This window comes from Rufibacter sp. XAAS-G3-1 (genome assembly GCF_013623775.1).
GTDB lineage: Bacteria > Bacteroidota > Bacteroidia > Cytophagales > Hymenobacteraceae > Nibribacter.
Map to the genome: position 1 here is coordinate 461,325 of NZ_JABFAM010000005.1, position 24,211 is coordinate 485,535.

21 protein-coding genes are annotated in these 24,211 nt (G+C 52.2%); 18 read left to right on the forward strand and 3 right to left on the reverse strand.

Annotated elements, in window-relative coordinates; translation table 11 throughout:
• Nucleotides 1–62: 62 nt before the first annotated feature.
• From HHO50_RS06235 to hemN, 8 genes are all read left to right on the forward strand, one after another.
• A complete protein-coding gene (locus HHO50_RS06235; protein ID WP_181305127.1) occupies nt 63–860 on the forward strand; it encodes a hypothetical protein in 798 nt (265 codons plus the stop codon).
• 128 nt (nt 861–988) lie between these two features.
• A complete protein-coding gene (locus HHO50_RS06240; protein ID WP_181305128.1) occupies nt 989–1,693 on the forward strand; it encodes a hypothetical protein in 705 nt (234 codons plus the stop codon).
• A gap of 133 nt (nt 1,694–1,826) precedes the next feature.
• Nucleotides 1,827–3,479 (forward strand): S41 family peptidase, encoded by a 1,653-nt coding sequence (locus tag HHO50_RS06245; protein WP_181305129.1) that lies wholly within the window; start codon nt 1,827–1,829, stop codon nt 3,477–3,479.
• Nucleotides 3,480–3,808: 329 nt separating this feature from the next.
• Nucleotides 3,809–5,008, forward strand: a complete 1,200-nt coding sequence (locus HHO50_RS06250) for a homogentisate 1,2-dioxygenase (RefSeq protein WP_181305130.1) — start codon at nt 3,809–3,811, stop codon at nt 5,006–5,008.
• Nucleotides 5,009–5,450: 442 nt separating this feature from the next.
• Nucleotides 5,451–7,388: a tetratricopeptide repeat-containing sensor histidine kinase gene (locus tag HHO50_RS06255; protein ID WP_181305131.1), complete on the forward strand. Its 1,938-nt coding sequence runs from the start codon at nt 5,451–5,453 to the stop codon at nt 7,386–7,388.
• Nucleotides 7,389–7,571: 183 nt separating this feature from the next.
• Nucleotides 7,572–7,952 (forward strand): co-chaperone GroES family protein, encoded by a 381-nt coding sequence (locus tag HHO50_RS06260; protein WP_181305132.1) that lies wholly within the window; start codon nt 7,572–7,574, stop codon nt 7,950–7,952.
• Between the two features lie 299 nt (nt 7,953–8,251).
• Nucleotides 8,252–8,488 (forward strand): hypothetical protein, encoded by a 237-nt coding sequence (locus HHO50_RS06265; RefSeq protein WP_181305133.1) that lies wholly within the window; start codon nt 8,252–8,254, stop codon nt 8,486–8,488.
• A 216-nt stretch (nt 8,489–8,704) separates the two neighbouring features.
• Nucleotides 8,705–10,102, forward strand: coding sequence for an oxygen-independent coproporphyrinogen III oxidase (gene hemN / locus HHO50_RS06270; RefSeq protein ID WP_181305134.1), 1,398 nt, complete (start codon nt 8,705–8,707; stop codon nt 10,100–10,102).
• A 534-nt stretch (nt 10,103–10,636) separates the two neighbouring features.
• Here the strand turns inward: hemN and HHO50_RS06275 are convergent.
• On the reverse strand, nt 10,637–11,164 hold the full coding sequence (locus HHO50_RS06275) for a CopD family protein (protein WP_181305135.1): 528 nt from the start codon (nt 11,162–11,164) through the stop codon (nt 10,637–10,639).
• 743 nt (nt 11,165–11,907) lie between these two features.
• Between HHO50_RS06275 and HHO50_RS06280 the strand changes: the two genes are divergently transcribed.
• Together HHO50_RS06280 and HHO50_RS06285 are read left to right on the forward strand one after the other, a co-directional pair.
• Nucleotides 11,908–12,321 (forward strand): hypothetical protein, encoded by a 414-nt coding sequence (locus tag HHO50_RS06280; RefSeq protein ID WP_181305136.1) that lies wholly within the window; start codon nt 11,908–11,910, stop codon nt 12,319–12,321.
• A gap of 79 nt (nt 12,322–12,400) precedes the next feature.
• The gene (locus HHO50_RS06285) at nt 12,401–15,274 is read left to right on the forward strand and encodes a FlgD immunoglobulin-like domain containing protein (RefSeq protein WP_181305137.1); all 2,874 of its coding nucleotides are present in this window, start codon (nt 12,401–12,403) and stop codon (nt 15,272–15,274) included.
• A gap of 122 nt (nt 15,275–15,396) precedes the next feature.
• On the opposite strand, the gene hemB is transcribed toward HHO50_RS06285, so the two are convergent.
• Nucleotides 15,397–16,377, reverse strand: a complete 981-nt coding sequence (gene hemB / locus HHO50_RS06290) for a porphobilinogen synthase (RefSeq protein ID WP_181305138.1) — start codon at nt 16,375–16,377, stop codon at nt 15,397–15,399.
• 553 nt (nt 16,378–16,930) lie between these two features.
• A complete protein-coding gene (gene rocD / locus HHO50_RS06295; protein WP_181305139.1) occupies nt 16,931–18,175 on the reverse strand; it encodes an ornithine--oxo-acid transaminase in 1,245 nt (414 codons plus the stop codon).
• A gap of 211 nt (nt 18,176–18,386) precedes the next feature.
• Between rocD and HHO50_RS06300 the strand changes: the two genes are divergently transcribed.
• The 8 genes from HHO50_RS06300 to HHO50_RS06335 all read left to right on the forward strand — a co-directional run bounded on the left by HHO50_RS06300 (nt 18,387) and on the right by HHO50_RS06335 (nt 24,028).
• Nucleotides 18,387–19,118, forward strand: a complete 732-nt coding sequence (locus HHO50_RS06300) for an SIMPL domain-containing protein (RefSeq protein ID WP_181305140.1) — start codon at nt 18,387–18,389, stop codon at nt 19,116–19,118.
• A 366-nt stretch (nt 19,119–19,484) separates the two neighbouring features.
• Nucleotides 19,485–19,682 (forward strand): DUF5522 domain-containing protein, encoded by a 198-nt coding sequence (locus HHO50_RS06305; RefSeq protein ID WP_181305141.1) that lies wholly within the window; start codon nt 19,485–19,487, stop codon nt 19,680–19,682.
• Between the two features lie 110 nt (nt 19,683–19,792).
• Nucleotides 19,793–20,032, forward strand: coding sequence for a 50S ribosomal protein L28 (rpmB, locus tag HHO50_RS06310; protein ID WP_181305142.1), 240 nt, complete (start codon nt 19,793–19,795; stop codon nt 20,030–20,032).
• A 9-nt stretch (nt 20,033–20,041) separates the two neighbouring features.
• On the forward strand, nt 20,042–21,661 hold the full coding sequence (locus tag HHO50_RS06315; RefSeq protein ID WP_181305143.1) for an aminopeptidase P N-terminal domain-containing protein: 1,620 nt from the start codon (nt 20,042–20,044) through the stop codon (nt 21,659–21,661).
• 204 nt (nt 21,662–21,865) lie between these two features.
• Nucleotides 21,866–22,054, forward strand: coding sequence for a 50S ribosomal protein L33 (gene rpmG, locus HHO50_RS06320; protein WP_062543030.1), 189 nt, complete (start codon nt 21,866–21,868; stop codon nt 22,052–22,054).
• Between the two features lie 2 nt (nt 22,055–22,056).
• Nucleotides 22,057–22,209: a DUF4295 domain-containing protein gene (locus HHO50_RS06325; protein WP_071887815.1), complete on the forward strand. Its 153-nt coding sequence runs from the start codon at nt 22,057–22,059 to the stop codon at nt 22,207–22,209.
• A gap of 111 nt (nt 22,210–22,320) precedes the next feature.
• Entirely contained in the window at nt 22,321–23,280 is a 960-nt protein-coding gene (ftsY, locus tag HHO50_RS06330) for a signal recognition particle-docking protein FtsY (protein ID WP_181305144.1), read from the forward strand.
• A gap of 190 nt (nt 23,281–23,470) precedes the next feature.
• A complete protein-coding gene (locus HHO50_RS06335; protein WP_181305145.1) occupies nt 23,471–24,028 on the forward strand; it encodes a transposase in 558 nt (185 codons plus the stop codon).
• The last annotated feature ends 183 nt before the right edge of the window (nt 24,029–24,211 follow it).

Sequence of the window (24,211 nt, forward strand, 5' to 3'; positions counted from 1 at the left end):
CCCGGCCAAAATGACCAGAACAACGCTTCGGCAGGTTCTTTTTTGGTTGTTTGCGGTGCAAAATGAAGTCTAAACAAGCTCTGAGTTTCAGGAGGGAGTACAACATGAAAGGAACCCTGGAAATGAAGAAAATCTATAAAATTGACATCTTCCTGATTGCGCTGGGATTGGCTACGTTAGTGGTGCAGCGGTTCTTCCTGAACCCAGATCCTGCCAAGGCCGAGTACCGGCAAGGACAAAGGGCCACCAAGGTCATGGCCTCGGCCCCCATCCGCGGCGAAGTACTTCCGGAACCGGAGTGGGAACTTACGTTCCCGGCCGGGTCTATTTACGAAAACCTCCCGCCTCCCGCCGGGCTAACCCCCAATCCGTTTCTGGAGGTGCAGCGCCTTGTAAAGGCCAATGGGCCGGTGCGGGACTACGCCGGTAAAGACACAGACATGCGGCAGTTGCTGTTGGCGCACGCGGGCAAAGACTACTTGTTTGTGCTGCAACAGCAGGCCGCCAATGAAATGCTTCGGCATGAACTGTTCCCGCATTTTTACATGGATCCTACGCAGCCCAATATGCTGGAGGCAATTGGCTTTTACACCGGGCAATTACTGGAGGCCAAGTCTGAAGACGCCAAGTTGCTATATATGTGCCTGCGGGCCCTCAAAGATTACTGGCCCAAGGAACAAATTGCCCAGGCGGCCCTCTCTACCGCCAAACGGGTGCAGAAAAGAAAAATACAATCTCCGGGAGATACGGCTACGGTCAGCGGGTATCACCGGCAGGTGTATGCGCGGGAGTTGAAAAAGATGGCTGGCCGCTTAGAAACGAAGAGCAACAAGCCTGCTGGAAAGCTGATAGACAGCTAAGGGGATAACGCGTTGACAAAAAATCTCGCCTATTTGCTTTCGGTAACTTATGTAAAGTATTACTTTAGGAGCGGAAGGTGCGTTTGCTGTATAGCCGCTGTCTTATTGTCATAGTTTAAAACCAATTCATGAATTTTTCATTTGCCAACCGTGCCGTGTGGGCACTAGTGATTTGTAGTGTGGTAAGCCTTGCGTCCTGTGAGAAGATGGGCCCCAAAACGTCATCTGACCAGCAGCAACAAGCCGCAGATTCATCGGCTACAACGGCTGACACTGCCAGCACCAAGGCCAAAGAGCCGGAATATGAGATGACCTTCCCGCAGGGATCTAAATACGTGGGGCTCACCCCGCCCGCGGGAGTTAAAAAGAATCCGTTTGAAGAGATTCCCGGCATTATAAAACTCCACGCAGATAAAGCCAACTGGGCAGACAAGCACGCCGATATAAAAGGGGTTTTGCTGCAAAACATGAAGAAGGACTATCTGTTTGTCTTGCAGCAGCAGGGAGCCAATGAAATGTTGCGCCATGAGTTGTTCCCGCATTATTACCAAGACATGGGCAACGCCAATGTGCTCAATACCATTGGCTATTATACAGAGCAGTTGATAGAAGCCAAATCTGAAGACTCTGAGTTGATCTACAAGTGCCTGCGCGCCTTGAAAGGGCATTGGAGTGACCAGCAGATTGCCCAGGTGGCACTTGCTACGGCCAAACGGGTACAGGCCCGTCCCGTTGTTTCCGCCGCAGACACCACCTCCCGCCACGGAAGCTACCGCCAGATATACGCCCGCGAGCTGAAGAAAATGGCGCAGAAGTTAACCGGCAACGCCTAACCATTCAAGGCAACTTTACTGGGTTGGTTTTTGTATTATAAGGGAGAATTGCTTTTTGCGAGCGGCTTATAACTGTTCAATAATCAGTAGCTTGCAGGAGCATTTTCTTTGGTGCTAATATGCTAGATAGAACATGACGGAGAATACAGAGCAAAAGAAAGTAGATAACTCTTTGTTTCAGGTGCGCTTGCCATTATTTCTGGGGTTGGCGGTGGCGGTAGGTATTTTGGTAGGGGCTACTCTGTTCCAGCCTAGTTCCAGCAATCCGCAGGGTACCGCGCGCGGATATCTTAAGTTCAGGGAAGTCCTGAGCTACATTGACCGCGAATACGTGGACACCGTGAACACCGAACAGCTTTCTGAGTTTGCCATCAATGAGATGCTGCAGAAGCTAGACCCGCACTCCTCCTACATTCCGGCCAAAGACCTGACCATGGCCCGCTCTTACCTGGAGAGTGATTTTGACGGCATTGGGGTGGAGTTCAACATCTTCCGTGATACGCTGTACGTGATTGCGCCGCTGAGCGGAGGGCCTTCTGAGCAAGTGGGCATTCAGGCGGGCGACAAAATCCTGAAAGTGAACGGCGAAGCCATTGCCGGGGTCAATATCTCCAATGAAACCGTGTTCAAGAAACTGCGCGGCCCCAGAGGCTCCAAGGTCAATCTTACCGTGTTGCGGCCGAAGGAAACGAAACCAATGCAGTTTACCGTAACCCGGCGTAAAATCCCGTCGGTGTCCGTAGATGCGGGGTACATGGTTGACAACAGAACAGGCTACATCAAAGTAAGCCGCTTCTCCAACGGTACCTATGAGGAGTTCAAAGACAAATTGACGGCCTTGAAAAAACAAGGTTTGCAGCGCCTGATTCTGGATTTACGCGATAACCCCGGCGGATATCTAGACCACGCCACCCGCATGGCCGACGAGTTTATCTCCGGAAACAAGAAACTGGTCTACACCGATGGCAAAGGCTCTAAGTACGATGCCAACTACTACGCCAAGGTGAAAGGCGACTTTGAAACCGGTGAGCTGATTGTGCTGATCAACGAAGGAAGCGCCTCGGCGTCTGAGATTCTGGCCGGGGCCTTGCAAGACCATGACCGCGCGCTTGTGGTGGGCCGTCGCTCCTTCGGGAAAGGTTTGGTGCAGGTGCCAATCTCCTTGTCAGATGGCGGTGAGCTTCGGTTGACTATCTCCCGGTACTACACCCCCAGCGGCCGTTCCATCCAGAAACCGTATGACCCTGAATCAACGGAGGAATACGAAATGGATTTGATGAACCGCTACAAGCACGGGGAGCTTTTCAGCCAGGACAGCATCAAGTTCAATGATTCGCTCAAGTATAAAACCAGCCGCGGGCGTATTGTGTACGGCGGCGGCGGTATTATGCCAGACGTATTTGTGCCGCGTGACACCACAGACAACACCAACCTGTTAACCGAACTGTACCGCAAGAACGTGCTGCGCGAATATGCCCTAACATACTTCCGGGAGCACAAGGCACAGTTAGAGAACACGACGCTGGCCCAGTTCCAGGAAAACTTTCAGGTAACGGATGCCATGTTGCAGGGATTGTTGAAAGAGGCCAGACGCGTTGACATCAAAGTAGACCCTAAAGAGCTGAAGCGCTCAGAGAAAACCATCCGGAACAACCTGAAAGCATTTGTGGCCCGCAGTCGGTTTGAAGCCGCAGGGTTCTACCCGGTATTGAACGAGATTGACCCAGATTTCCAGAAGGCGCTAGGGCTTTTTGACCGAGCCAAACAAATCAGTTTAGGGAGATAAACGCCTCTTTTTAGGAAAATAGGGCAAAAGCGCGGCTGGATTTTCCGGTCGCGCTTTTTGCTTTCTGGGGAGGATGTCTTAACTTAAAGACTGTTTGGAGTTTTTCATTAACCAGCCTTTAAAGCAATTCCTCTGGTGCAAGCATCCGCTTTGGCCATTGTTTTTAGTCTATTTTTATGAAAACAGGCCAAAAGCAAGAGGTTTATCTGTACACTGCCGCAAGCATCCGCTTGTAACCCGTTTGCGGGCTACTTTTAGGAAAACAGGCATAAAACAACAGCTCTTTATTCACTCCTTCATCAAATCACTCCTTCACTCATTGAACAGGCATGGCATACTATCACAGGTTAGGTTCTATTCCCCGCAAGCGGCACACGCAGTTTAGGCAACCAGACGGCAGTCTGTACCATGAGCAATTAGTGGGCACCCTGGGTTTCTCTGGTGTGTCTTCCTTGCTCTACCATCGGCACGCGCCCACCAGAATCACCAAAATAGGGGAGCCGGTGCCGTACGGGCCGGTAAGGTCAGACGTGCCGTTGGCGCCGTACCACATCCGGCCGTTCAAAGGGGAAGCCACCGGCGAAGATTACCTGAGTGCCCGCAAAACGCTCCTGATGAACAAAGACTGCACCATCTCCATCTGCCTTCCGCGGGAGCGCACCATGACCTACTTCTACAAAAATGCGCTGGCAGACGAGATTGTGTTCATCCATGCAGGCTCCGGCGAATTGCACTCGCAGATGGGACGGTTGGAAGTGGAGGCGGGTGATTACGTGGTCATTCCGCGCACCATCATCCACCAATGGAAATGGAACGAAGGGCCGGTGCGCCTGCTCATTACCGAAAGCTTCAGCCCCGTGGAGACCGTGCGCCGCTACCGCAACCACTTTGGGCAGTTGCTGGAGCATTCGCCCTACTGTGAGCGGGACATACGCCCGCCGCATGAGTTATTGGTGGATGATGCTCCCGGCAACTATCTGGTGCAGATTAAGAAAGAAGGTTTTCTGCACCAATACCATTATGACTTCTCGCCACTGGACGTGGTGGGCTGGGATGGCTACTTTTATCCGTACGCCTTCTCTATCCATGATTTTGAGCCCATTACCGGCCGCGTGCACCAGCCGCCGCCCGTACACCAGACCTTTGAGACGCAAGGCTTCGTGGTATGTTCCTTCGTTCCTAGGTTGTTTGATTACCACCCGCTGGCCATTCCGGCCCCGTACAACCACTCCAACGTAGATTCAGACGAGATTCTGTATTACGTGGCCGGTAACTTCATGAGCAGAAAAGGAATTGACATCGCTTCGTTTACCATCCACCCCAGCGGCCTTCCGCACGGGCCGCATCCCGGCACCGTGGAAGCCAGCATCGGCAAGAAAGAGACGCATGAACTGGCCGTGATGATAGACACCTTCAAGCCTCTGTATTTAACGGTTGATGCGCTGGAACTGGTAGACCAGAATTACCCCATGAGTTGGAACCCAGCCGCCGCGCCGCAAGCCCCACGTCCCGCAGACATGATGGATTGATATTCTGTGAGCCCAGGGGCATAGCAAGCCTTGGCTGCCGCATCGCTCTTCAAAAGGAGCGCATGTAGTGGCCAAGGCTTGTCTTTTGTAATGCAAATACCGGTGGGCTCAATCAAACAAATGACCAATGGCTCTTTTGCCGTTTAAAAGGCTGTAGTTTTAGCCTTTTAAAGGATGGATGTAATGTTTGATTATTACTATTAAAGATGAATTAAGAATCCTGTTAAAGCGCAGGCTTTAGGTTTTTAGCTAACAGACTTATGTAAAGCTGAAAATAAGTAATTGATATTATGTGTAATTGTTGAATTGTTGTATTTATCTTTGTGTATAGGTGGTATCTGGTGGGTAATTATTGGGTTTATCTTAGTTTTGTTGAGTAGTATTCTTCTTGTTAAAGAAAACCTTTGCCCGCCCCAATGCTAAACATTCCAAAAACGCAAAGATGATGCGGAAGATATTGGTGTTTCTGTGTATCTCTATAGTTTCATGCCTGTTTGCGCCGGTTCAGGCGCAGGTAAAGACGATGGGGAAAACACCGGTACCCCCGGCAACTGTAGAGGGCAGGGTTGACTCCTTGAACCAGCTTGGCTTTGAGGTAAAGCGCCAGGACATAGACCAGGCCCTGAATCTCCTGCATGGTGCGCTGTTGCTCGCCCAAAAGCACGCGTACAAAAAGGGTGAAGCCATTTCTTATCTGTATGAAGCCGGTATCTACCAGCAAAACGGCTACGCCAAAAGAGCGCTGTCCCTTTACTACAAATCGCTTCAGATCAGTCAGGTTGCCAAAGACACGTTCAACATAGCCCGCGCAAAGCAGCAGATTGCCACGGCCTTGAAAGATGCCCAGAAATTGGCAGAGGCTGAGGAACTGTATGAAGAAACGTTGGAGAACTACATCGCCCTTCAGCAATGGAATGATGTGGTGAATGTGAAGAATAACCTTGGGCTGGTAGAACTGGCCGAAAAGGAATTCGCGGATGCGGAGGCGTATTTTACCCAGGCCTTGCAGGAAAGCCAGAAAAGAAACTACCAGTACGGGTATAAGAAATCGCACTTTAACCTGGGTTTGCTGTATCTGGAGACGGGCAAGCTATCTAAAGCAAAGCAGCATTTCACCAAAGCCTTAGCACTAGACCAAGCGACAAACGACCGATACGGCATTTCCCTGGCCCAAAGTCAGCTTGCCTTGATCGCCAGCCACGAAGGAAAGCACCAAGAAGCCGTTTATCTAGCCATAACCGCATTACAGGCCGCCCGCTCCATCAATGCGTCGCAGCTTGAAATTGAGGCGATGGAAAATCTGGCCATTATCTACAAAGGGCAGAGAAACTACCTGCTGGTAGCCGCGTGGCAAGATACCCTCTTGCAGAAGCAGCGGCAACTGTTTGACCTGGAAAGAACCTACGCCATCAATTTCCTGGATATTCTCAAGGAGAAGCAGGACGAGCAATTAGCCTATGAGAAAGAGGCGGTGCTGGCCAGCCAGAAAGCTGAGATCACGTATTACGCGCTGGGCATGGCCCTTGTGATCTTGCTGGCGCTTTCCATTATCACCTACCTATGGTACCGGAATTACCTGAAGGCGCGTAACGCCAACAAAGAACTGGCCATCAAGAACGAAGTCATTGAAAAGCATTCTTTGGCAATGGAGGCCCTCAACAAAGCCATCACCCGGCAGAATGAGAGTTTGGAAGAGGCCAACCTGATGAAAGATAAGCTGCTCTCCATCCTGTCGCATGACCTGCGGGGCCCCTTGGCCAACACCAAAGGCATTCTGCAGCTAATCAACAACGGACTCTTAAGCGCAGAACAATATAAACCTCTGTTGAAGGAGCTGGAGAAGCAGTATGTAAGATCCCTGTCGCTGCTGGAGAACCTTCTTTTCTGGATTAAAAGCCAAATGAAAGGCGACCCCATTGTGCCCGAGGAAATCAACCTGAAATCATTGCTGGACAAACTCATAGACGAGCAGGAGGCTTCTTTGCAAAACAAGGGAATCACCGTGTCCAATGACGTAGCGCCAGAGCTAAGCGTAGTAGGCGACCATGAAATGCTGAAAGTGATTTTCCGTAATCTGCTGTCCAATTCGGTTAAGTTTACCAGAAAGGAAGGCAAGGTGGCCGTTTCTGCGGCAACAGAAAATGAGATCTTGGTGAAGATAAAAGACCAGGGCATAGGCATAAGTGAAGCGACCCTGAAGAAAATAAGACGCAAGAAATATTTCTCCACCAACGGCACCGAGAATGAGTCGGGGAGCGGCTTTGGGCTGATGATTTGCGAGGAGCTCATCAGCCGGCACGGCGGCGAGCTTATTGTGGAAAGCCAGGTAAATGAAGGCTCCCTGTTTGCGGTGAAGCTTCCGGCCCAGGTGGTTGCCTAAGATATAAAACGCGCGGGCCCAATGGTGGGGTTGCATCGTGTTCCTTGCGTTTTACGCCTCTTTTTCTGGAAGCAGGGGTAAAACAGAGGCAAGCTCATCGGCTTTGCCGTAAGCGGGAAAGATTGCCGTTGCCAACAACCTGTCTGCCGCTTTATCTTTGCCGCTTCACCTTACTTTACCCGTATGCGCCACAATGCACCCGCCAGTAAATTGCAGAAATTGATTGTAGTAGGAGACCGGTTGCTCATTAAGCCGAAGAGTACGAAAGAACAGACCAAAAGTGGGCTGTTCCTGCCGCCCGGCGTGCAGGAGAAAGAGAAAGTGCAGGAAGGGTACGTGATGCGCGTTGGCCCCGGGTACCCCATTCCGGCCGATTACGGGCTGGATGACGAAATCTGGAACCAGGACGAGAAAGAGCAGGTGCGTTACCTTCCGCTACAGGCCCGCGAAGGTGATCTGGCCATCTACCTCCAGCGCGATGCCGTTGAAATCAATTACCTGGGCGACAAATACTTCATCGTTCCGCAGTCATCAGTGCTGCTGTTGGAGCGGGAAGAGGAGTAGCCCATTCTTGGTAAGCCATTTTTTTATGTTTTTAGCCTGTTTTAGCTGAAATAAGCCAAAAACGGTTCCTGATAATGTCCGCTTCCGAATATTTGTTGTTCGGAAGCGGACAATTTTATTTTAAAGTGATTAAGTTAATTCTTTGGTAATCAGTGGATTGATTTATTGGCATGGCACTTGTCACTAGGAGGGAAGAAGACTTTTTCTGAGGCGTATGCAACCACCCAAAGCAAAGGTTGTCTTTAGCATAAGGAACAGGTTATCAGCACTAGTGAGACATTCCATTAAAAGGCTACACCATGCGTTCATTTGTACTTTCCTCTTTCCTGGTGCTGGGTTGCCTTCATCAAGTGTTGCCCGTCAGTGCCCATACGTCCAGCGACAGCACCGGGGCTGACTGCGGGAAAGCCAAACGGCTCTGCCAAGTAGTGCCCCAGCTATGCCAAGAAAATAAAAAAATAAAAGAAGCGTATTCCCTGGCGGCTAAAACCGAGGGTTCTAAATATGAATACGAAAAGATAATGGCGGCTTATTAAGAGCCGCTATCATGTTGGTTGTTTTAGTGAGCCGGCCCTTTTAGGGCCGTTTCCTTTTTAGGGCCGCGCGGGATCTTGTTTCTGGCTTGTTTTTAAGAAAAACGGGCAAAAACAAGATTCCGGCGGGGAGACCCAGGACAAGTAAACTGATGAAGATCATCCCCCGGTATGACCAAACTGCCTTCCAGAGAGCTGGTGGGTGCCTACTTTTGTGTCATGGAAACTAGCCTTACTACCAGCACTCCCCCGGCGCATTTAGTGAAGAAATACAACGTGCCGGTTCCGCGTTACACCAGCTACCCCACCGTGCCTTTCTGGGGGAACGATTTGCCCGCCGTGCCACAGTGGCAGGAGGCGCTGCTATCCACGTTTTCGGCCTCTAACCAGAAAGAAGGCATCAGCCTGTACCTTCACCTGCCGTTCTGCGAGAGCCTGTGCACTTACTGCGGTTGCAACAAACGCATCACCAAAAACCACGGCGTAGAGCCCATCTACCTGAAAGCCGTGCTGCAGGAGTGGAGCAAATACCTGGCGCTGTTTCCAGAGAAACCCATCATCCGTGAGATCCACTTAGGCGGCGGCACACCCACGTTCTTCAGCCCCGAGAATCTGCAATACCTCATCAACGGTCTCCTGGCCCAGGCCGAAGTGCATCCTGCGCACGAATTCAGCTTTGAGGGGCACCCTAACAATACCACCGCCCGGCACTTGCAGGCGCTGTATGACGTGGGGTTCAGGAGGGTAAGCTACGGCGTGCAAGACCTGTCTGAAAAAGTGCAGAAAGCCATTAACCGCATTCAGCCGCTGGAGAACCTGGTGCAGGCCACAGATCTGGCCCGGCAGATAGGCTACACCTCCGTCAACTATGACCTTATCTACGGCTTGCCTTTCCAGACCCAGGAAAGCATAGAAGCTACCTTCCGGCAAGTCATCGGCTTAAAGCCCGACCGGATTGCCTATTACTCCTACGCCCACGTGCCGTGGAAAGAAAAGTCCCAACGCCACTACTCAGACGCCGATTTACCCTCTGATTCTGAAAAACTGGCGCTTTACACCTTGGGCCAGGCCATGTTGCTGGAGGCCGGGTACGAAGACGTGGGAATGGATCATTTCGCGTTTCCGGAGGAAGAGCTTTGCGTGGCCCAGCGCGAAGGCCGTTTGCACCGCAACTTCATGGGGTACACCACCAACCAAACCCAGTTGATGATCGGGTTGGGCGTGTCTTCCATCAGTGATCTGTACCGGGGCTACCTGCAGAACGTGAAAACGGTAGAGGAATACTACGCCCTGCTGGCCATGGGCGAGTGGCCGCTGTTCAAGGGCTACTTGCTTTCCGAAACCGACGTGCAGATGCGCCGCCATATTCTGGACATCGCCTGCGGCGGAAAAACCAATTGGCAGAACAGCCCGGTGGCACCATTGATCCAGGAACAAGTGCAGCCCGCTTTGCAGGATCTGGCCGCCGATGGATTGATAGAACTGAAAGAAGAGCAACTGGCTTTAACCACCACCGGACGCCGCTTTCTGCGCTCTGTCTGCGCCGCCTTTGACTTGTACTTGAAAAAAGGGGCCGGTGATGCCACGGCAAAGCCGATGTTCAGCAAAGCAGTGTAGCGGTTGTTCTTTCCTATAAAGCGTTTGGGGCCTGGTTTTGGGAAATCAGGCCCCAAACGCTTTGTGCTTTCGTGTCTTCGGGGAAGGATCTGGGTTGCTTTCTGCGTTTTAGCTTCTGCCTGGTATTTGCTTCTCTTGGAGTGATTGGTAGGGACACGCAATCTGCTGTTCCCTCGGCTTGTCTGTTTTTTGCGTGGGTGCACGTGCTGTATTGTTTCATCTTTGCCGGTATGCGCTCACAGCCGCGAGGCCCCGTCTTCCCCTCTCGCACTGCCCTTTCGGCCTGGAAAGTCCTCTTTTCTTAGCTCATGTTTATCCAGGGCCAAAAGCGAGGCGCGCTCGGGGAAGACTGGAACTGGGGGAAATAGCTAATGTAGCAGCAGGTGGTTATACCAACTAGTATTTACCTACTCTCATCGGAGGGGCAGGTTCTGGCGCTCCGCCATCTTCTAAGGCGGGCCAATCATGCCATGGTGGTATAAGTGCTTTTCTGGTTTGCCCACAAGATACTTCTCGCATGAATTACGGGCGGTCTTAGGCTTTTCTGATCTTTCGGTAAACCATGATGGCGACCATTAAGAGGACGGATAACCCGATGAAGCCCAGAACGCCCCAGGTGGCATCCAGTCCGTTTTTAAGAACCACTAAGAACACAATGCTTACCAGGAAAAGCGTGGCTACCTCGTTCCAGATGCGGAGGGTGGTGGAGCTTTGCTTTATTTCGCCGCGCTGGTGCTGTTTGTAAATACGGTGGCAGTAGAGATGGTACGCCAGCAGGCCGGCCACAAAACCCAGCTTGATCCAGAGCCACGTAGGAATTGGCGTGTAATAGTGCAGCAAACTCAGGCCCATAAGAACCGTGATCACCGCCGAGGGCCACGTGATGCCGTACCACAGCCGTTTCTGCATGAGCGCGAACTGGGTCTGTAGAATGCTTTTTTCGGGCTCTGGTTTTTGGGCCGTTTCTGAATAATACACAAATAACCGCACAATGTAGAACAGGCCCGCAAACCAGGTAACCACGAAAATAATGTGCAATGATTTCAGGTAATTATAGTCCATAGCAAAATAGCAAGAGGAAAGCTGTAAAGGCGAAGCTGCTGCAAAAATGCGGGTTTGTGGCCTGTAAACCTAAACCCGCCCTTACAGAATAGTTTCCGTGGAGAGCCGGTTTTGGGGCTGTTTTGTGAAAACAGGCCTAAAACGGCGGTCATAGAGAAACGCGCGCACCAATAGCCAGGTTTAGAATATCGGGGATGGAGATGCCTTTGTTTCGGGATTCGTCTACAGTTATGGCCTCAGAAGGGTCTGTTTTCTATAAAGCTTGCCGCTAGTTACTTACAAGAACATGGCAGGTGGGTGGGATTCAGGAAGTCAGACAAACATAGAGAAAGCTTAATGGTTCTTCTATACCTAAAACAGAGCGCAGGGTGGTTGGTTTTGAGGATATGGCTCAGTTGTGAACGTTCTCTAGGGGTTTGTATGCATTCTGGCCCGCTTTTCAGAGCTTGTTTACATTCTGGCCGTGTAAGCGAAACGGCAAGAGTAAGGTTCTGCGGAAGCTTATTTCAGTGCCTGGTGGCAGTGCTACGCAGGGCATGAAAGCGTAAGCTTAGAGGTTCTGGCTAGGGGCATTTGCAGCACGTATCACAAAGTTCAACCCTGTGCTTAAGATATTGCCAGTAAGGTGCTAAAAGCCTGATCTTTGTAAGTATATTTGTTTCATGCGCCCGGCTTCTTTGAGAGGAAATACACTGCTTGTACTGCCAACACTTTTGCTGGTGATGGGGTTTGCCTGTAAACGAGTGCCTGAATCAGAATCTTCGGTTGAAAATGAAAAGCCAGTGTCTTCTTCAAAACTCAGTACCATCAAGGGAACACCCCCTGTTCCAGAGCGAAAGCCCCTTGCGCCCAGCCATGCCCGGGTGGTGTTGCAGGTGGTGAAGGTGTTTCCCAAGTTAGAGACTGCCGGTAACGGGCCTTGTAGCAAGGCCCCCTGCCAGACCGAAGTAAAGATATTGCAGGTGATGGGCTATGGTGCCGGCTTCATCCAGCCCTTAGCAGAAGGCCAGCAAGTGCAGGCTTATTTCCCCATGACCGTGCAAGCGGTTGGCGGAAGGCCGGGGGTGGCCGCCGGAAAGAGAATAACGGCCGAACTCCAAAGCTCCATAGGTGATACCGGTCGCCTGGTTGTCTATTCTTATGCCTTGTTAGATTAACCATCTTGCAGAGGCTCTTTTGCCGCCGGCCTTATAACTTTATAGTACTTCCCATTAAAAACTTAGCTAGATTTAGTACATGGAACGTGTAACCCCGCAACGCCACTTTTGGCTTTCTGGTGCCTTTTTACTGCTATTTGGGGCCTTGCTGCATTTCGCGTCTTTTATTCCGGTAGGGCGGTATGAGGGAACTCATTTTTCTGCCGAAGGAGTAGCCCAGATTGGCCGTATTGCAAAGGCTGAACGCCTGCACAAAAAGGGCTCGGCCGGAACCAAGGAAAATCCATTTGCCCGCTTTCAGTACGAGTTAGACCGGTTAAAAGACCCGGCTACCGGTCGTATCCCCGAAGGGATAAGAGCAAAAGAGCTCGCCTACGCCGCTACCATTCCCAGCGTGGAACAACTGCAGCACATGATGAACCCTTACGCCCAGTTGGTGACTTCGGCCTGGAGCAACCGGGGGCCTTATAACGTGGGGGGCCGTACCAGGGCTTTGGCGCTGGATGTTGCCAATGAGAACATTATTCTGGCGGGAGGGGTGTCTGGAGGCATGTGGCGCAGTACCAACGGCGGAGCTTCCTGGGCCAAAGTGACAGACCCCAACGTAACCCAGAGTGTTACAACTGTTGTACAGGATAAACGGCCGGGCAAACAAAATGTCTGGTACTATGGCACCGGTGAATTCCTGGGGAATTCCGCCTCAAAAGTGGGCGCTCCTTATTATGGCAACGGCATCTTCAAATCCATTGACAATGGAGTAACCTGGAATCCCTTGCCTAGTTCCCAAACTCCCGCCACCGCCGTGCTGTCAGACATACAGCAATACAATTACCGGGTGGCGGTCAATCCTGCCAACGCTGCGCAAGATGAAGTGTTCTCTGCTTCCCTGGGTGGTGTGCTTAGGTCTACAGACGGTGGGGCTACCTGGAGGTATTTACTGGGCTTCGGGGCCGATACAAACGATTTTAATGCCAGTCCCTTTTACACAGACATAGACGTTGGTACTACCGGCACCATGTATGTTACCTTGAGTCAGTTTGCCAATGGAGGCGAAACTTCGTCTAAAAAAGGAATTTACCGCTCTGTCAACGGCACCACCTGGACAGACATCACCCCGCCCGACTTTCCGGCCACCTATGAGCGCATTGTGTTGGACATTGCCCCGTCTAATGAGAATATAGTGTATTTTCTGGTGCACACCACTACCAATGAACCTTCCAGCGCAAATATCTGGAAGTATGAATACCGGTCGGGCGATGGCAGCGGGGCAGGCGGAGCCTGGACAAACCTTTCGGCTAATGTGCCCATGCTAGGCGGAAAATCTGGTGATTTGGATTTGCAAGGAGGCTACAACATGGTCATCAAAGTGAAGCCAGATAACCCCAATGTGGTGGTAGTGGGCGGCACCAACCTCTACATCTCTACCAGCGGATTTTCCAATACCACCGCAACCCGCAAAATAGGAGGGTATGTGGCCTCAAACGACAATTACGAGAACTACCCAACCCACCACCCAGACCAGCATGAATTTATCTTCTATCCGTCTACTCCCAACCGGGCGCTCTCTGCGCATGACGGGGGAGTTACCAGAAGCGAGAACATACTGGCCACTTCAGTTGCCTGGGAGTCTTTAAACAAAGGCTATTTGACCACGCAGTTTTATACCGTGGCCATAGATTTGAATACCCAAGATGATTTTGTGGTGGGTGGCTTGCAGGATAACGGCAGCTGGGCCGTAGGGGACATTGATGCGACTTCTAGCTGGGAGTCTTTGCTAGGCGGTGACGGGGCATTTACGGCAGTCACTACCCACTCCATCTTTGTTTCTTCGCAAGAGGGGACTGTCTACCGGTATATTTTTGATAATGCCGGTGAAAACACGGGTTATTCCCGCATTGATCCGCCGGGCGCGCAAGGGTACATTTTCATCAACCCATATTCTATTGACCCTAATAACGAGTACACAGTCTTCATTCCGGCCGGAGATACCTTGTGGCGGAATAAAAATGTAAGCTTACTTCCCACCGGTGGCAACCAGTCTGGCACAGGCTGGGAAGTGGTAGGAGATTTAGCCAACAGTGAAACCATCTCGGCGGTGGCGGTAAGTAAAACGCCGGCCAATGTGGTATACTTTGGAACACGCGCTGGCCAGCTTTACAAACTCACCAATTCTGCCGCCGCTACCCCAACCACCACAAACGTAACCGGCACAAACTTTCCGGCCGGGGCCAACATTGGCTGTATTGCCATAGATCCCAGAGATGCCAACAGGGCCGTTGTCGCGTTCACCAATTACCGGGTAGAAAGTTTGTTTTATACCACCGATGGCGGAACAACCTGGACGCCTATCTCCGGGAACTTAGAGGAGAACGGGAATGCGACTACCGGAAATGGCCCTTCTACCCGTTGGGTTTCTATTTTGCCGGAACAAAGCGGGGGAGCCAAATACTTTGTAGCCACCAGCACGGGGTTGTACGCAACCGCCAGCCTGGCCGGGAGCGCTACTACCTGGATACAGGAGGGGGCAAATTACATTGGGCAAGTGCCGGTAGACATGGTCATCAGCCGTACTACAGACAACCTGGTGCTGGTGGGTACCCACGGAAACGGGGTGTACAGCCGCCGCTACAATGGGCCACTGGCCTCAAAAGAGGAGATCGCCAACGCCTCAAAGTTTGGGCTGCAGCAAAACTATCCCAACCCTTTCCGGCAGGGGGCTGTTACCACGGTTCCGTTCACCCTGGAAAAGCCGGGCAACGTGAAACTAACCGTGTATGACCTGAGCGGAAGAACCATCGCTACCCTGGTAAACGCTAAAAAGCAAGCCGGTTCACACCAGGTCACCTGGGATGGGCGGACTGCCTCAGGAGGAACCGTGCCTTCCGGAACCTATCTGTATCAACTCACCATTGACGGCAAGCGCTATACCAAACGCATGACGTACTTGCGGTAAGCTTACAGGGTGAAAATAAGAAAGGCTGCCAGAGAAAACTCCGGCAGCCTTTTTATTGGACTGTTTCGCAGGGGGGCTTTTCTGTTTCAAGCCTGTTTTCCTGGAAACAAGGCTAAAACAGCTTAGCGCTTCACGTATTGGGCAAACTCCTTCGCGAAGTACGTTAAGATGATATCGGCACCGGCGCGCTTCATGCTGAGCAGTGTCTCCAGCATGATCTTCTCACCGTCTATCCAGCCGTTTTGGGCGGCGGCTTTCACCATGGCGTACTCGCCGCTCACGTTGTAGGCGGCAATGGGCAGGTTGGAGTTGTCGCGGAGCAGTTTGATGACATCCAGGTAAGAGAGGGCCGGTTTCACCATGAGGTAATCGGCGCCTTCCAGCGTGTCCAGTTCGGCCTCAATCAAGGCTTCGCGGGTGTTGGCGGGATTCATCTGGTACGTTTTCTTATCGCCGTGCTTAGGGGCCGACTCCAGCGCATCGCGGAAGGGGCCGTAGAAGCCGCTGGCGTACTTGGCGGTGTAGCTCATGATACTTACGTTGGAGAAAGCGTGCTTGTCCAGGATCTGGCGGATGTGCGCCACCCGGCCGTCCATCATGTCAGACGGGGCTACAATGTCGGCCCCGGCCTGGGCTTGCGCCAAAGCCATCTGGCCCAACACTTCCAAAGACGCATCATTAATGATTTGGCCGTTGTCCACGATGCCGTCATGGCCATCGGTGCTGTAGGGGTCCATGGCCACATCGGTCGCCAGTACAATGCCCGGGAACTGGCGCTTCAGTTCAGAGATGGTTTTCAGGAAAAGGCCCTCGGGGTTCTTGCTTTCCTGCGCGAAACGGTCTTTTTTGTCTTCAGAGATATTGGGGAACGGCGCGAACGCCTTAATGCCCAACTCTACGCATTCTCCTACTTCGTCTACCAGGCGGTCTAAACTGAACCGCGAAATGCCGGGCATAGACGCGATAGGCTGCGCCACATTCTGGCCTTCGGTGACAAATAGAGGGTAGATAAGATCGTGCAGGGTAAGATGGTTTTCCTGTACCAGATTGCGGATGACATCTGATTTGCGGTTCCGGCGGGGCCGGCGGGTTAAATGGTTCATAGCAGCTAAAGGGGTTAAGCAAGCGAATTCTACCAGAAAACGGGCTTGCTGCTGATACAACAAAAGCGCTTCCTGAAAAGTGTTCGGCAGAACTGAAATTTTCTGCCGGCCTTTCCCTGCGCCGCCGCAAAGGTACAGCGCATGTTGCTCAGATGCTATGTTTTGCGAAACCTCGTTTGGGAAAGGCTGTTTTGGGCTTGTTTTCAAAAAATAAGCCCAAAAGCAGATGGGGAAGTCAGAATGCGTACAGAGAGTTTTGCTGGTGCAAATCTCCGGGCTATCCTTGCTGCAATGCAGCGAAAGTAGGACTGCCCTTTCACCACCCCGCTTTCCTAGACTGGGAGAGGAGTCTTTTGTTTATAAACGCTAGGCCGGCCGCTCAAAAGACCTGGTAGCGTCTGTGCCAATGGCTTTACCCTCCTCGCCATAGTAGGTCATAGTAGCTGACCTGGTCTACTTTTCCGTTTTTAAGCCGTTTCCTAGAAAACAGCCTTAAAACAAAGAGGCTGTCCCGCTTACCGCAGCACAGCCCCTTGTTCTCAATTCTGATGGACTAAAACTCCTCCAGTGTCTTCTCAATAATGTCGCAGCAGGCATGTAGCTGTTCTTCGGTGATCACCAGCGGTGGCGCGAAGCGGATGATGTCGCCGTGGGTGGGCTTGGCCAGCAGGCCGTTCTCCATCAGTTTCACGCAGACATCCCAGGCGGTGCGGCCGTCTGGGGTGGGTTGGATGATGACGGCGTTCAAGAGGCCCCGGCCGCGCACCAAACTTACCAGCTCGGGGTGGCGGGCTTTCAGCTCATTCATCCGGGCCCGGAAAATCTCGCCCAACCGCATGGCGTTCTCGGTGAGTTGCTCATCTTTAATGACTTCTAGGGCGGCTACGGCCACGGCGCAGGCCAGCGGGTTGCCGCCAAACGTGGAGCCGTGCTCACCGGGTTGGATGCAGAGCATGATGTGGTCATCGGCGAGCGCCGCAGACACGGGAAGCACCCCACCGGACAGCGCTTTGCCTAAAACCAGAATATCGGCTTTCACGCCGTCATAATCAGAGGCCAGCAGTTTGCCGGTGCGGCCCACGCCGGTCTGGATTTCGTCAATGATCAGGAGCACGTTGTATTTCTCACACAGGGCTTTGGCCCCGCTCAGGTAGCCGTCTGAGGGAACCACCACGCCGGCCTCGCCCTGGATGGGCTCCACCATGAACGCGCAGATGTGGGCGTTTTCCTGCAGGGCGCGCTCCAGCGCCTCCAGGTTGTCATACGGCAGCACTTTGTAGCCCGGCATGTACGGCCCGAAACCCGCGGTGCTGCTGGGATCAGTGGAGAAGGAGATGATACCGGTGGTGCGGCCGTGGAAGTTGTGCTCCACCACCAGAATCTCGGCCTCGTGCGGCGGAATGCCTTTTTCTTTGTAGCCCCATTTGCGCGCCAGTTTCAGGGCGGTTTCCACGGCCTCGGCGCCGGAGTTCATGAGCAATGCTTTGTCATAGCCAAACAGCTCGGCCAGGTATTTTTCGGCGGGGCCGAGTTTGTCGTTGTAAAAGGCGCGGGAGGTGAGCGTGAGTTGCTGGGCCTGCTCCGTAAGCGCGCCAATGATGCGCGGGTGGCAATGCCCCTGGTTCACCGCGCTGTATGCACTCAGGAAATCATAATACCGGTTGCCTTCCATATCCCAAAGAAACACGCCTTCGCCGCGGTTCAGAACCACGGGCAGCGGGTGGTAGTTGTGGGCTCCGTATTTCTCTTCTAAGGCGATGGCCTCTTGGCTGAGGGAGGTATTGGTGGAAGTAGTCATAGTCAACAGTTTTGGTAAATTAGCACAAAAAACGCAGCCGAATGAGGCTCTAGAGCTTGTTTAAATTTGATGTTTGCAGCGCAAAGATGAAATTTAAACAAGCTCTAGGTAAATACGGAGGATTGGCTTGCAGAGATAAAAGTAAGCAAAAGTCTTTGTTCCCAAAGGCGGCACGAAATTGGAGAGGCGTTTACTATATATTTTTAACCCTATGAAACAGATATCCGCGTACTTCATCATCGCCGTGGCGGTGGTGGCCGCCGCATTCATCGCCGCAAGCGCCTACCGCTACAAGTTCAACGCCACAGAGTCCATCAGCGTGACCGGCTCCGCCGAAGTGGACTTCAGCAGCAACCTGGTGGTCTGGACTGGTTTCTACGCCCGCCGGTCTATGGAACTGAAAAGCGCCTACGCCGCCTTGAAACAGGACGAAAGCCTAATCAGGCAATATCTGCGCTCCAAAGGCATCCAGGACAGCAGCGTGGTCATCTCCTCGGTGGAGATTATGAAGGATTTCCAGCCGAGGTTCGACTTGCAGGGGAGGCAAATTGGCCAGGACTTCAGCGGCTATACCCTCACCCAGCAGGTAAAAGTGGAATCCAGTGATATTGGCCGGGTAGAGCGGCTGTCCCGGGAAGTGACCGAGTTGATTGAGAAGGGCGTGGAATTCAATTCCACCCCGCCCCAGTATTACTACACCAAGCTGAAAGACTTAAAGCACAACCTGCTGGCCAAGGCCTCAGAAGATGCCCGCCTGCGCGCCAAGGCCATCGCTGAAAACAGCGGCGGCGATTTAGGAAGCCTCCGGAAAGCCACCATGGGCGTCTTCCAGATTGTGGGCCAGAACAGCAACGAGAACTACAGCTACGGCGGTGTCTTCAACACCACAGACAAAGAGAAAACCGCCACCATCACGGTGCGGGTGGAGTACGCGGTAGATTGATGTTGTTGATTGCTAATTATCTTAAATCCTGCTCCCCTGCGTTTCGGGCCTGTTTTTGAGGAAAAAGGCCCGAAACGCATTTTTGTGGTCAAGAGCCTTCGGTTTCTTTGAGCCACTTTGCTGTTTGGGAATTCTACTCCCGAACCTGTCTGCTGCGGAGTTCCACTCCGCCGGGAACCACGGGCAAAGAAGGGGAGTTGAACTCCCCGCCAGTACGCTTCCGGAGTGGAACTCCGAAAGAGCGGTTTTCTGGTAGATTAGAACACAGGAAAGCGTTTCAGAGCCGATTTGGTGAAAACAGGCCTAAAACAGAGCCCAGAGGCAAAGAAATTTTCATCGGCAACCGCCACCCTGTATCTTTGCCCCATGAAACCAAAACCGCTGCCGCTGGAGCCCGGCGACTTCTATTTCAACGCGCAGGGGCGCATGGTTTTCACGGCGCAGTACCACCTTCGCCGGGGGTATTGCTGCGGGAGCGGCTGCAAGCACTGTCCTTACAATTACCGGGAAAACGGCGAAACGAAGGCGCAGAATGCAAGCAAAAACGACGGTACAACCGGGTAAATTGCTTTTTGAGAAGACGTTAAAGAAAAAAGTTGTAGGGTGGGGTTGACATTGCATAACTTTTTATGGATATTTGCATCCCTTTTGAAATAAACGATACTTAAGATAAAATGGCACGAGTTTGTGATTTAACCGGTAAAAGAGTGCAGGTGGGTAACCGCGTTTCGCACGCCAACAATAAAACCAAGCGTAAGTTCTTCCCTAACTTGCAGAAGAAGCGTTTCTACATCCCTGAGGAAGATGCTTGGGTTACGTTGAAAGTCTCTACGTCTGCCCTGCGTAATATTACCAAGAACGGTATTTCTGCCGTTTTGAAGAAAGCCAAAGAAGACGGTTACATCGTTTACTAAGCTTCTGCCATGAAGGCCCTGCGACACCTCTGCTTAACATTGCTTGTGTCGCTGCCGCTGGGGGTGACCGCGCAATCAGCCGGCCCCGGCAAACCTGCGGATTTCCTGGATAAAGAATTTCACCGGCAACGGAGAGAGGCCCTGCGGCAAAAGCTGCCGGCCCACTCCGTTGCCGTTTTGTTTTCCAACCCGCTCCGCAACCGCGCCAATGACGTGGACTTCCACTTCCACCAGCACCCAGATTTCTATTACCTCACCGGCTACCGCGAACCCAACGCCGTTTTGCTCCTGTTTTCAGAACAACAGGTCATAAACGGCGTGGCTACCCAGGAAGTGCTTTTCGCGCAGCCCCGCAACCCGCAGCGCGAGTCCTGGACGGGCAAGCGCCTGGGCGAAGAAGGCGTGAAGCAGCACTTGGGGTTAACGCACGCCCTACCCGCCACCGCCTTCGCGAACCTAAAACTGGATACCGCCGCCTTTGACCAAATCCTGTTCCTGGAACTGCCGCATGACCTCAGGAATGACCCAGGCGACAAAGCCGATCTGTATGATCTGGTGGCGCAGTTCCGGCAGAAGATTGGCTTAAAGCCAGGTCAGGATTTCGCCCATCAGGAGTTGTACCAGATCATCAGGATGTACGGAGGACAGGCAGGCGATAGGGTGCAGCAGGAGGTACGGCGGCAAATGGCGGCTAATCCAGACTTGGGCAGCAACGTTTTCCTGAAAAGTTATGCGGAAGCCAAAGATGCCTCGGCGCGGGCTGCCTTGGTGGCTAACATGCCTGCCGAGAAATTCGACCTTTCTGCCCTGGAGAAAATATTGGCGGAGTTGCGGGAAACCAAACTGCCCGAGGAGATGAAACTGCTCCGCAAAGCCATTGCCATGTCGGCGATTGGGCAGGTGGAGGTGATGAAAGCCATGCATCCCAACATGTCAGAGACCGAGGTGCAGGGCATCCATGAGTTCGTCTACAAGAAGTACGGGGCCGAGTACGAAGGCTACCCGTCCATTGTGGGTGCGGGCAACAACGGCTGCATCCTGCATTACATTGACAATGAAAAGCCCCGCCTGGGCAATGAGCTGGTGTTGATGGATCTGGGCGCCGAGTACCACGGCTACACTGCTGATGTTACCCGCACCATTCCGGCCAACGGGAAGTTCACCCCAGAGCAAAAGCAGATATACGAGCTGGTCTACGCCGCCCAGGAAGCCGGTTTCAAGGAATGCAAAGTAGGCAATGCGTTCAACGCCCCCAACACCGCGGCCCAAAAGCTCATGGCCGATGGTCTGGTGAAATTGGGCATCATCAAAAGCCCTGAAGAAGCCCGCCGCTACACCATGCACGGCGTGTCGCATTACCTGGGCCTGGACGTGCACGACAGGGGCACCTACGGGCCGTTCAAGCCCAATACGGTGATTACGGTAGAGCCCGGTATCTACATTCCCGAAGGCAGCCCCTGTGACAAGAAATGGTGGGGCATTGGCGTCCGGATTGAGGACGATGTGCTCATCACAGAGAACGGTTGGGAGAATCTGTCTGCCGCCGCGCCGCGCACCATCAAAGACATTGAGGCCACCATGGCCAAACCCAGTCCGCTGGATAACTTCAAGTTGCCGGAACTGAGATAGCGTATCAAGTATCAGGTAGCAAGACCAAGACTTTTGTTTTCGGCCTGTTTCTCAGAAAGTGAGCCGAAATCAGGATTTTAGAATTACTTTTGTCGCGCTACTTGCTACGTGCTGCCTGCGACGAACACAAAAAAGTGGCAACCTGTTTGTAATTCAATAACTAAGCTTGTATATTTGCAGTCCTAAATAAAAATCAACATCGCGATGGCAAAGAAAGCTAAAGGCAATAGAGTTCAGGTGATTTTGGAGTGCACTGAGCAGAAAAACTCCGGCGTACCTGGCATGTCCCGGTATATCACTACCAAAAACAGAAAGAACACTCCTGAGCGTTTGGAGATGAAGAAGTTCAATCCGTTCATGAAGAAAGTTACCGTACATAAAGAAATTAAATAACCATGGCTAAGAAAGTAGTAGCAACCCTGAAGACCGCCACTGGTAAAGACTGGGCAAAGGTGATCAAAGCTGTTAAGTCTCCTAAGACGGGCGCGTACACCTTCAGAGAAGAGATGGTGCCGATTGACCAAGTGCAAGACGCGCTCAAAAAATAATTGCCGATATCGCATTGATGATATACCTGTAAAAGTCCCTCATTTCGCGGGACTTTTTTGGTATATTCCTGTTTACACTAATTCTTACCTCCAATAGTACCCTAGAACGCTATGGCACTTTTCGGTTTCTTCAGCAAAGACAAAAAAGAATCTCTGGACAAAGGTCTGGAGAAAACCAAAACCAGTTTCTTTGACCAACTCAGCAAAGCCGTAGTAGGCAAGTCTAAGGTGGACGAAGAAGTATTGGATGAGCTGGAGACCGTACTGGTACACGCCGACGTGGGGATTGGCACCACCGTCAAAATCATTGACCGCATTGAGAAACGCGTGGCCCGTGACAAATACGTGGGTACCTCAGACCTGGACCGCATCCTGCGCGAAGAGATCATGGATCTCATGGAAGAAAACAAAGGCGGCGTGGCGGCAGATTTCACTCTTCCAGACACCGGCGGAAAGCCTTACGTGATCATGGTGGTGGGCGTGAACGGCGTGGGCAAGACCACCACTATTGGCAAGCTGGCCTCGCAGTTCCACAAAGCGGGCAAGAAAGTAGTCTTGGGGGCCGGTGACACGTTCAGGGCCGCCGCCGTAGACCAACTCAAAATCTGGGGCGACCGCGTGGGTATTCCGGTCATTGACCACGGCATGAACACAGACCCAGCCTCGGTGGCGTATGACGCCGTGAAGAAAGGCGTGGAGATGGGTGCCGATGTGGTCATTATTGACACCGCCGGACGCCTGCACACCAAAATAAACCTGATGAACGAGCTCTCCAAAATCAAACGCGTGATGCAGAAAGTGATTGAAGACGCACCGCAGGAGGTATTATTGGTCTTAGACGGCAGCACCGGCCAGAACGCCGTCATCCAGGCCCGCGAGTTCACCAAAGCCACCGAAGTAACCGCCCTGGCTGTGACCAAGCTGGACGGAACGGCCAAAGGCGGCGTGATCATCGGTATCTCAGACGAGTTCAAGATTCCGGTGAAATATATTGGCGTGGGCGAACGTGTAGAAGATTTACAGGTATTTGACAAGCGTGAGTTCGTGGATTCCCTGTTTTCCAAACGGTAGGGGCGTATCGCATACGCCCAATCGTTCCCGATTATCTGCAATGGGTAAATGCATACGTTGCAGAAATTGTATCGCATACGCCCAATCGTTCCCGATTATCGTAATGTAATGCGAATTACAATGGGGATAGAATGTGATCTGAAATGCGTAGTGCAATGCGTTGGGCGTATGCGATACGCCCCTACATAATATGGCGTTTAACCCAGAAATCCATCGTCGGCGGTCTGTTCGGTTAAAGGGGTATGACTACGGACAGGCGGGTGCATATTTTATCACCATCTGTACGCATGAACGTGACCCCCTCTTCGGGGAAATACGAAATGGCGAGATGCATCTGAATGCTTTCGGCCAAATCGCTTATCAAGAGTGGCTGAATACACCAGCGGTGCGGCCAAATGTTTCCCTTGACGTTTTCGTGGTAATGCCCAACCACCTGCACGGCATCCTCCTCATTACCGGTCCAGACGACCGTATGGACTCACTCCCTCCGGCGGCAGATGAGGGTGTATGCAATACGCCCCTACCATTCAAATCACCGTCCAACACCATAGGTTCTATTGTGCGCGGGTATAAAGCAGCCGTTACCAAACAGATAAATCTACTAAAGTCAGACGAGGTGGGAATTGATGTTTGGCAGCGCAGCTACCATGAGCACATTATTCGGAATGAACGATCTTATCAGCACATATCGGATTATATAATCAACAATCCCTTGCAATGGGAAGCAGATATGTTTCATAAACCGTAGGGGCGTATTGCATACGCCCAACGCATTGCACCACGCCTTCCAGATCAAATGCCTGATGGTAATACGTCTGACAGAAAACAGGGAATGGTCGTGCATGATTGGGCGTATGCCATACGCCCCTACGATTATCGGTAAATGAATTGTACCTTTGCCAAGCATTTTAAAACGAACCATTCTGTACTA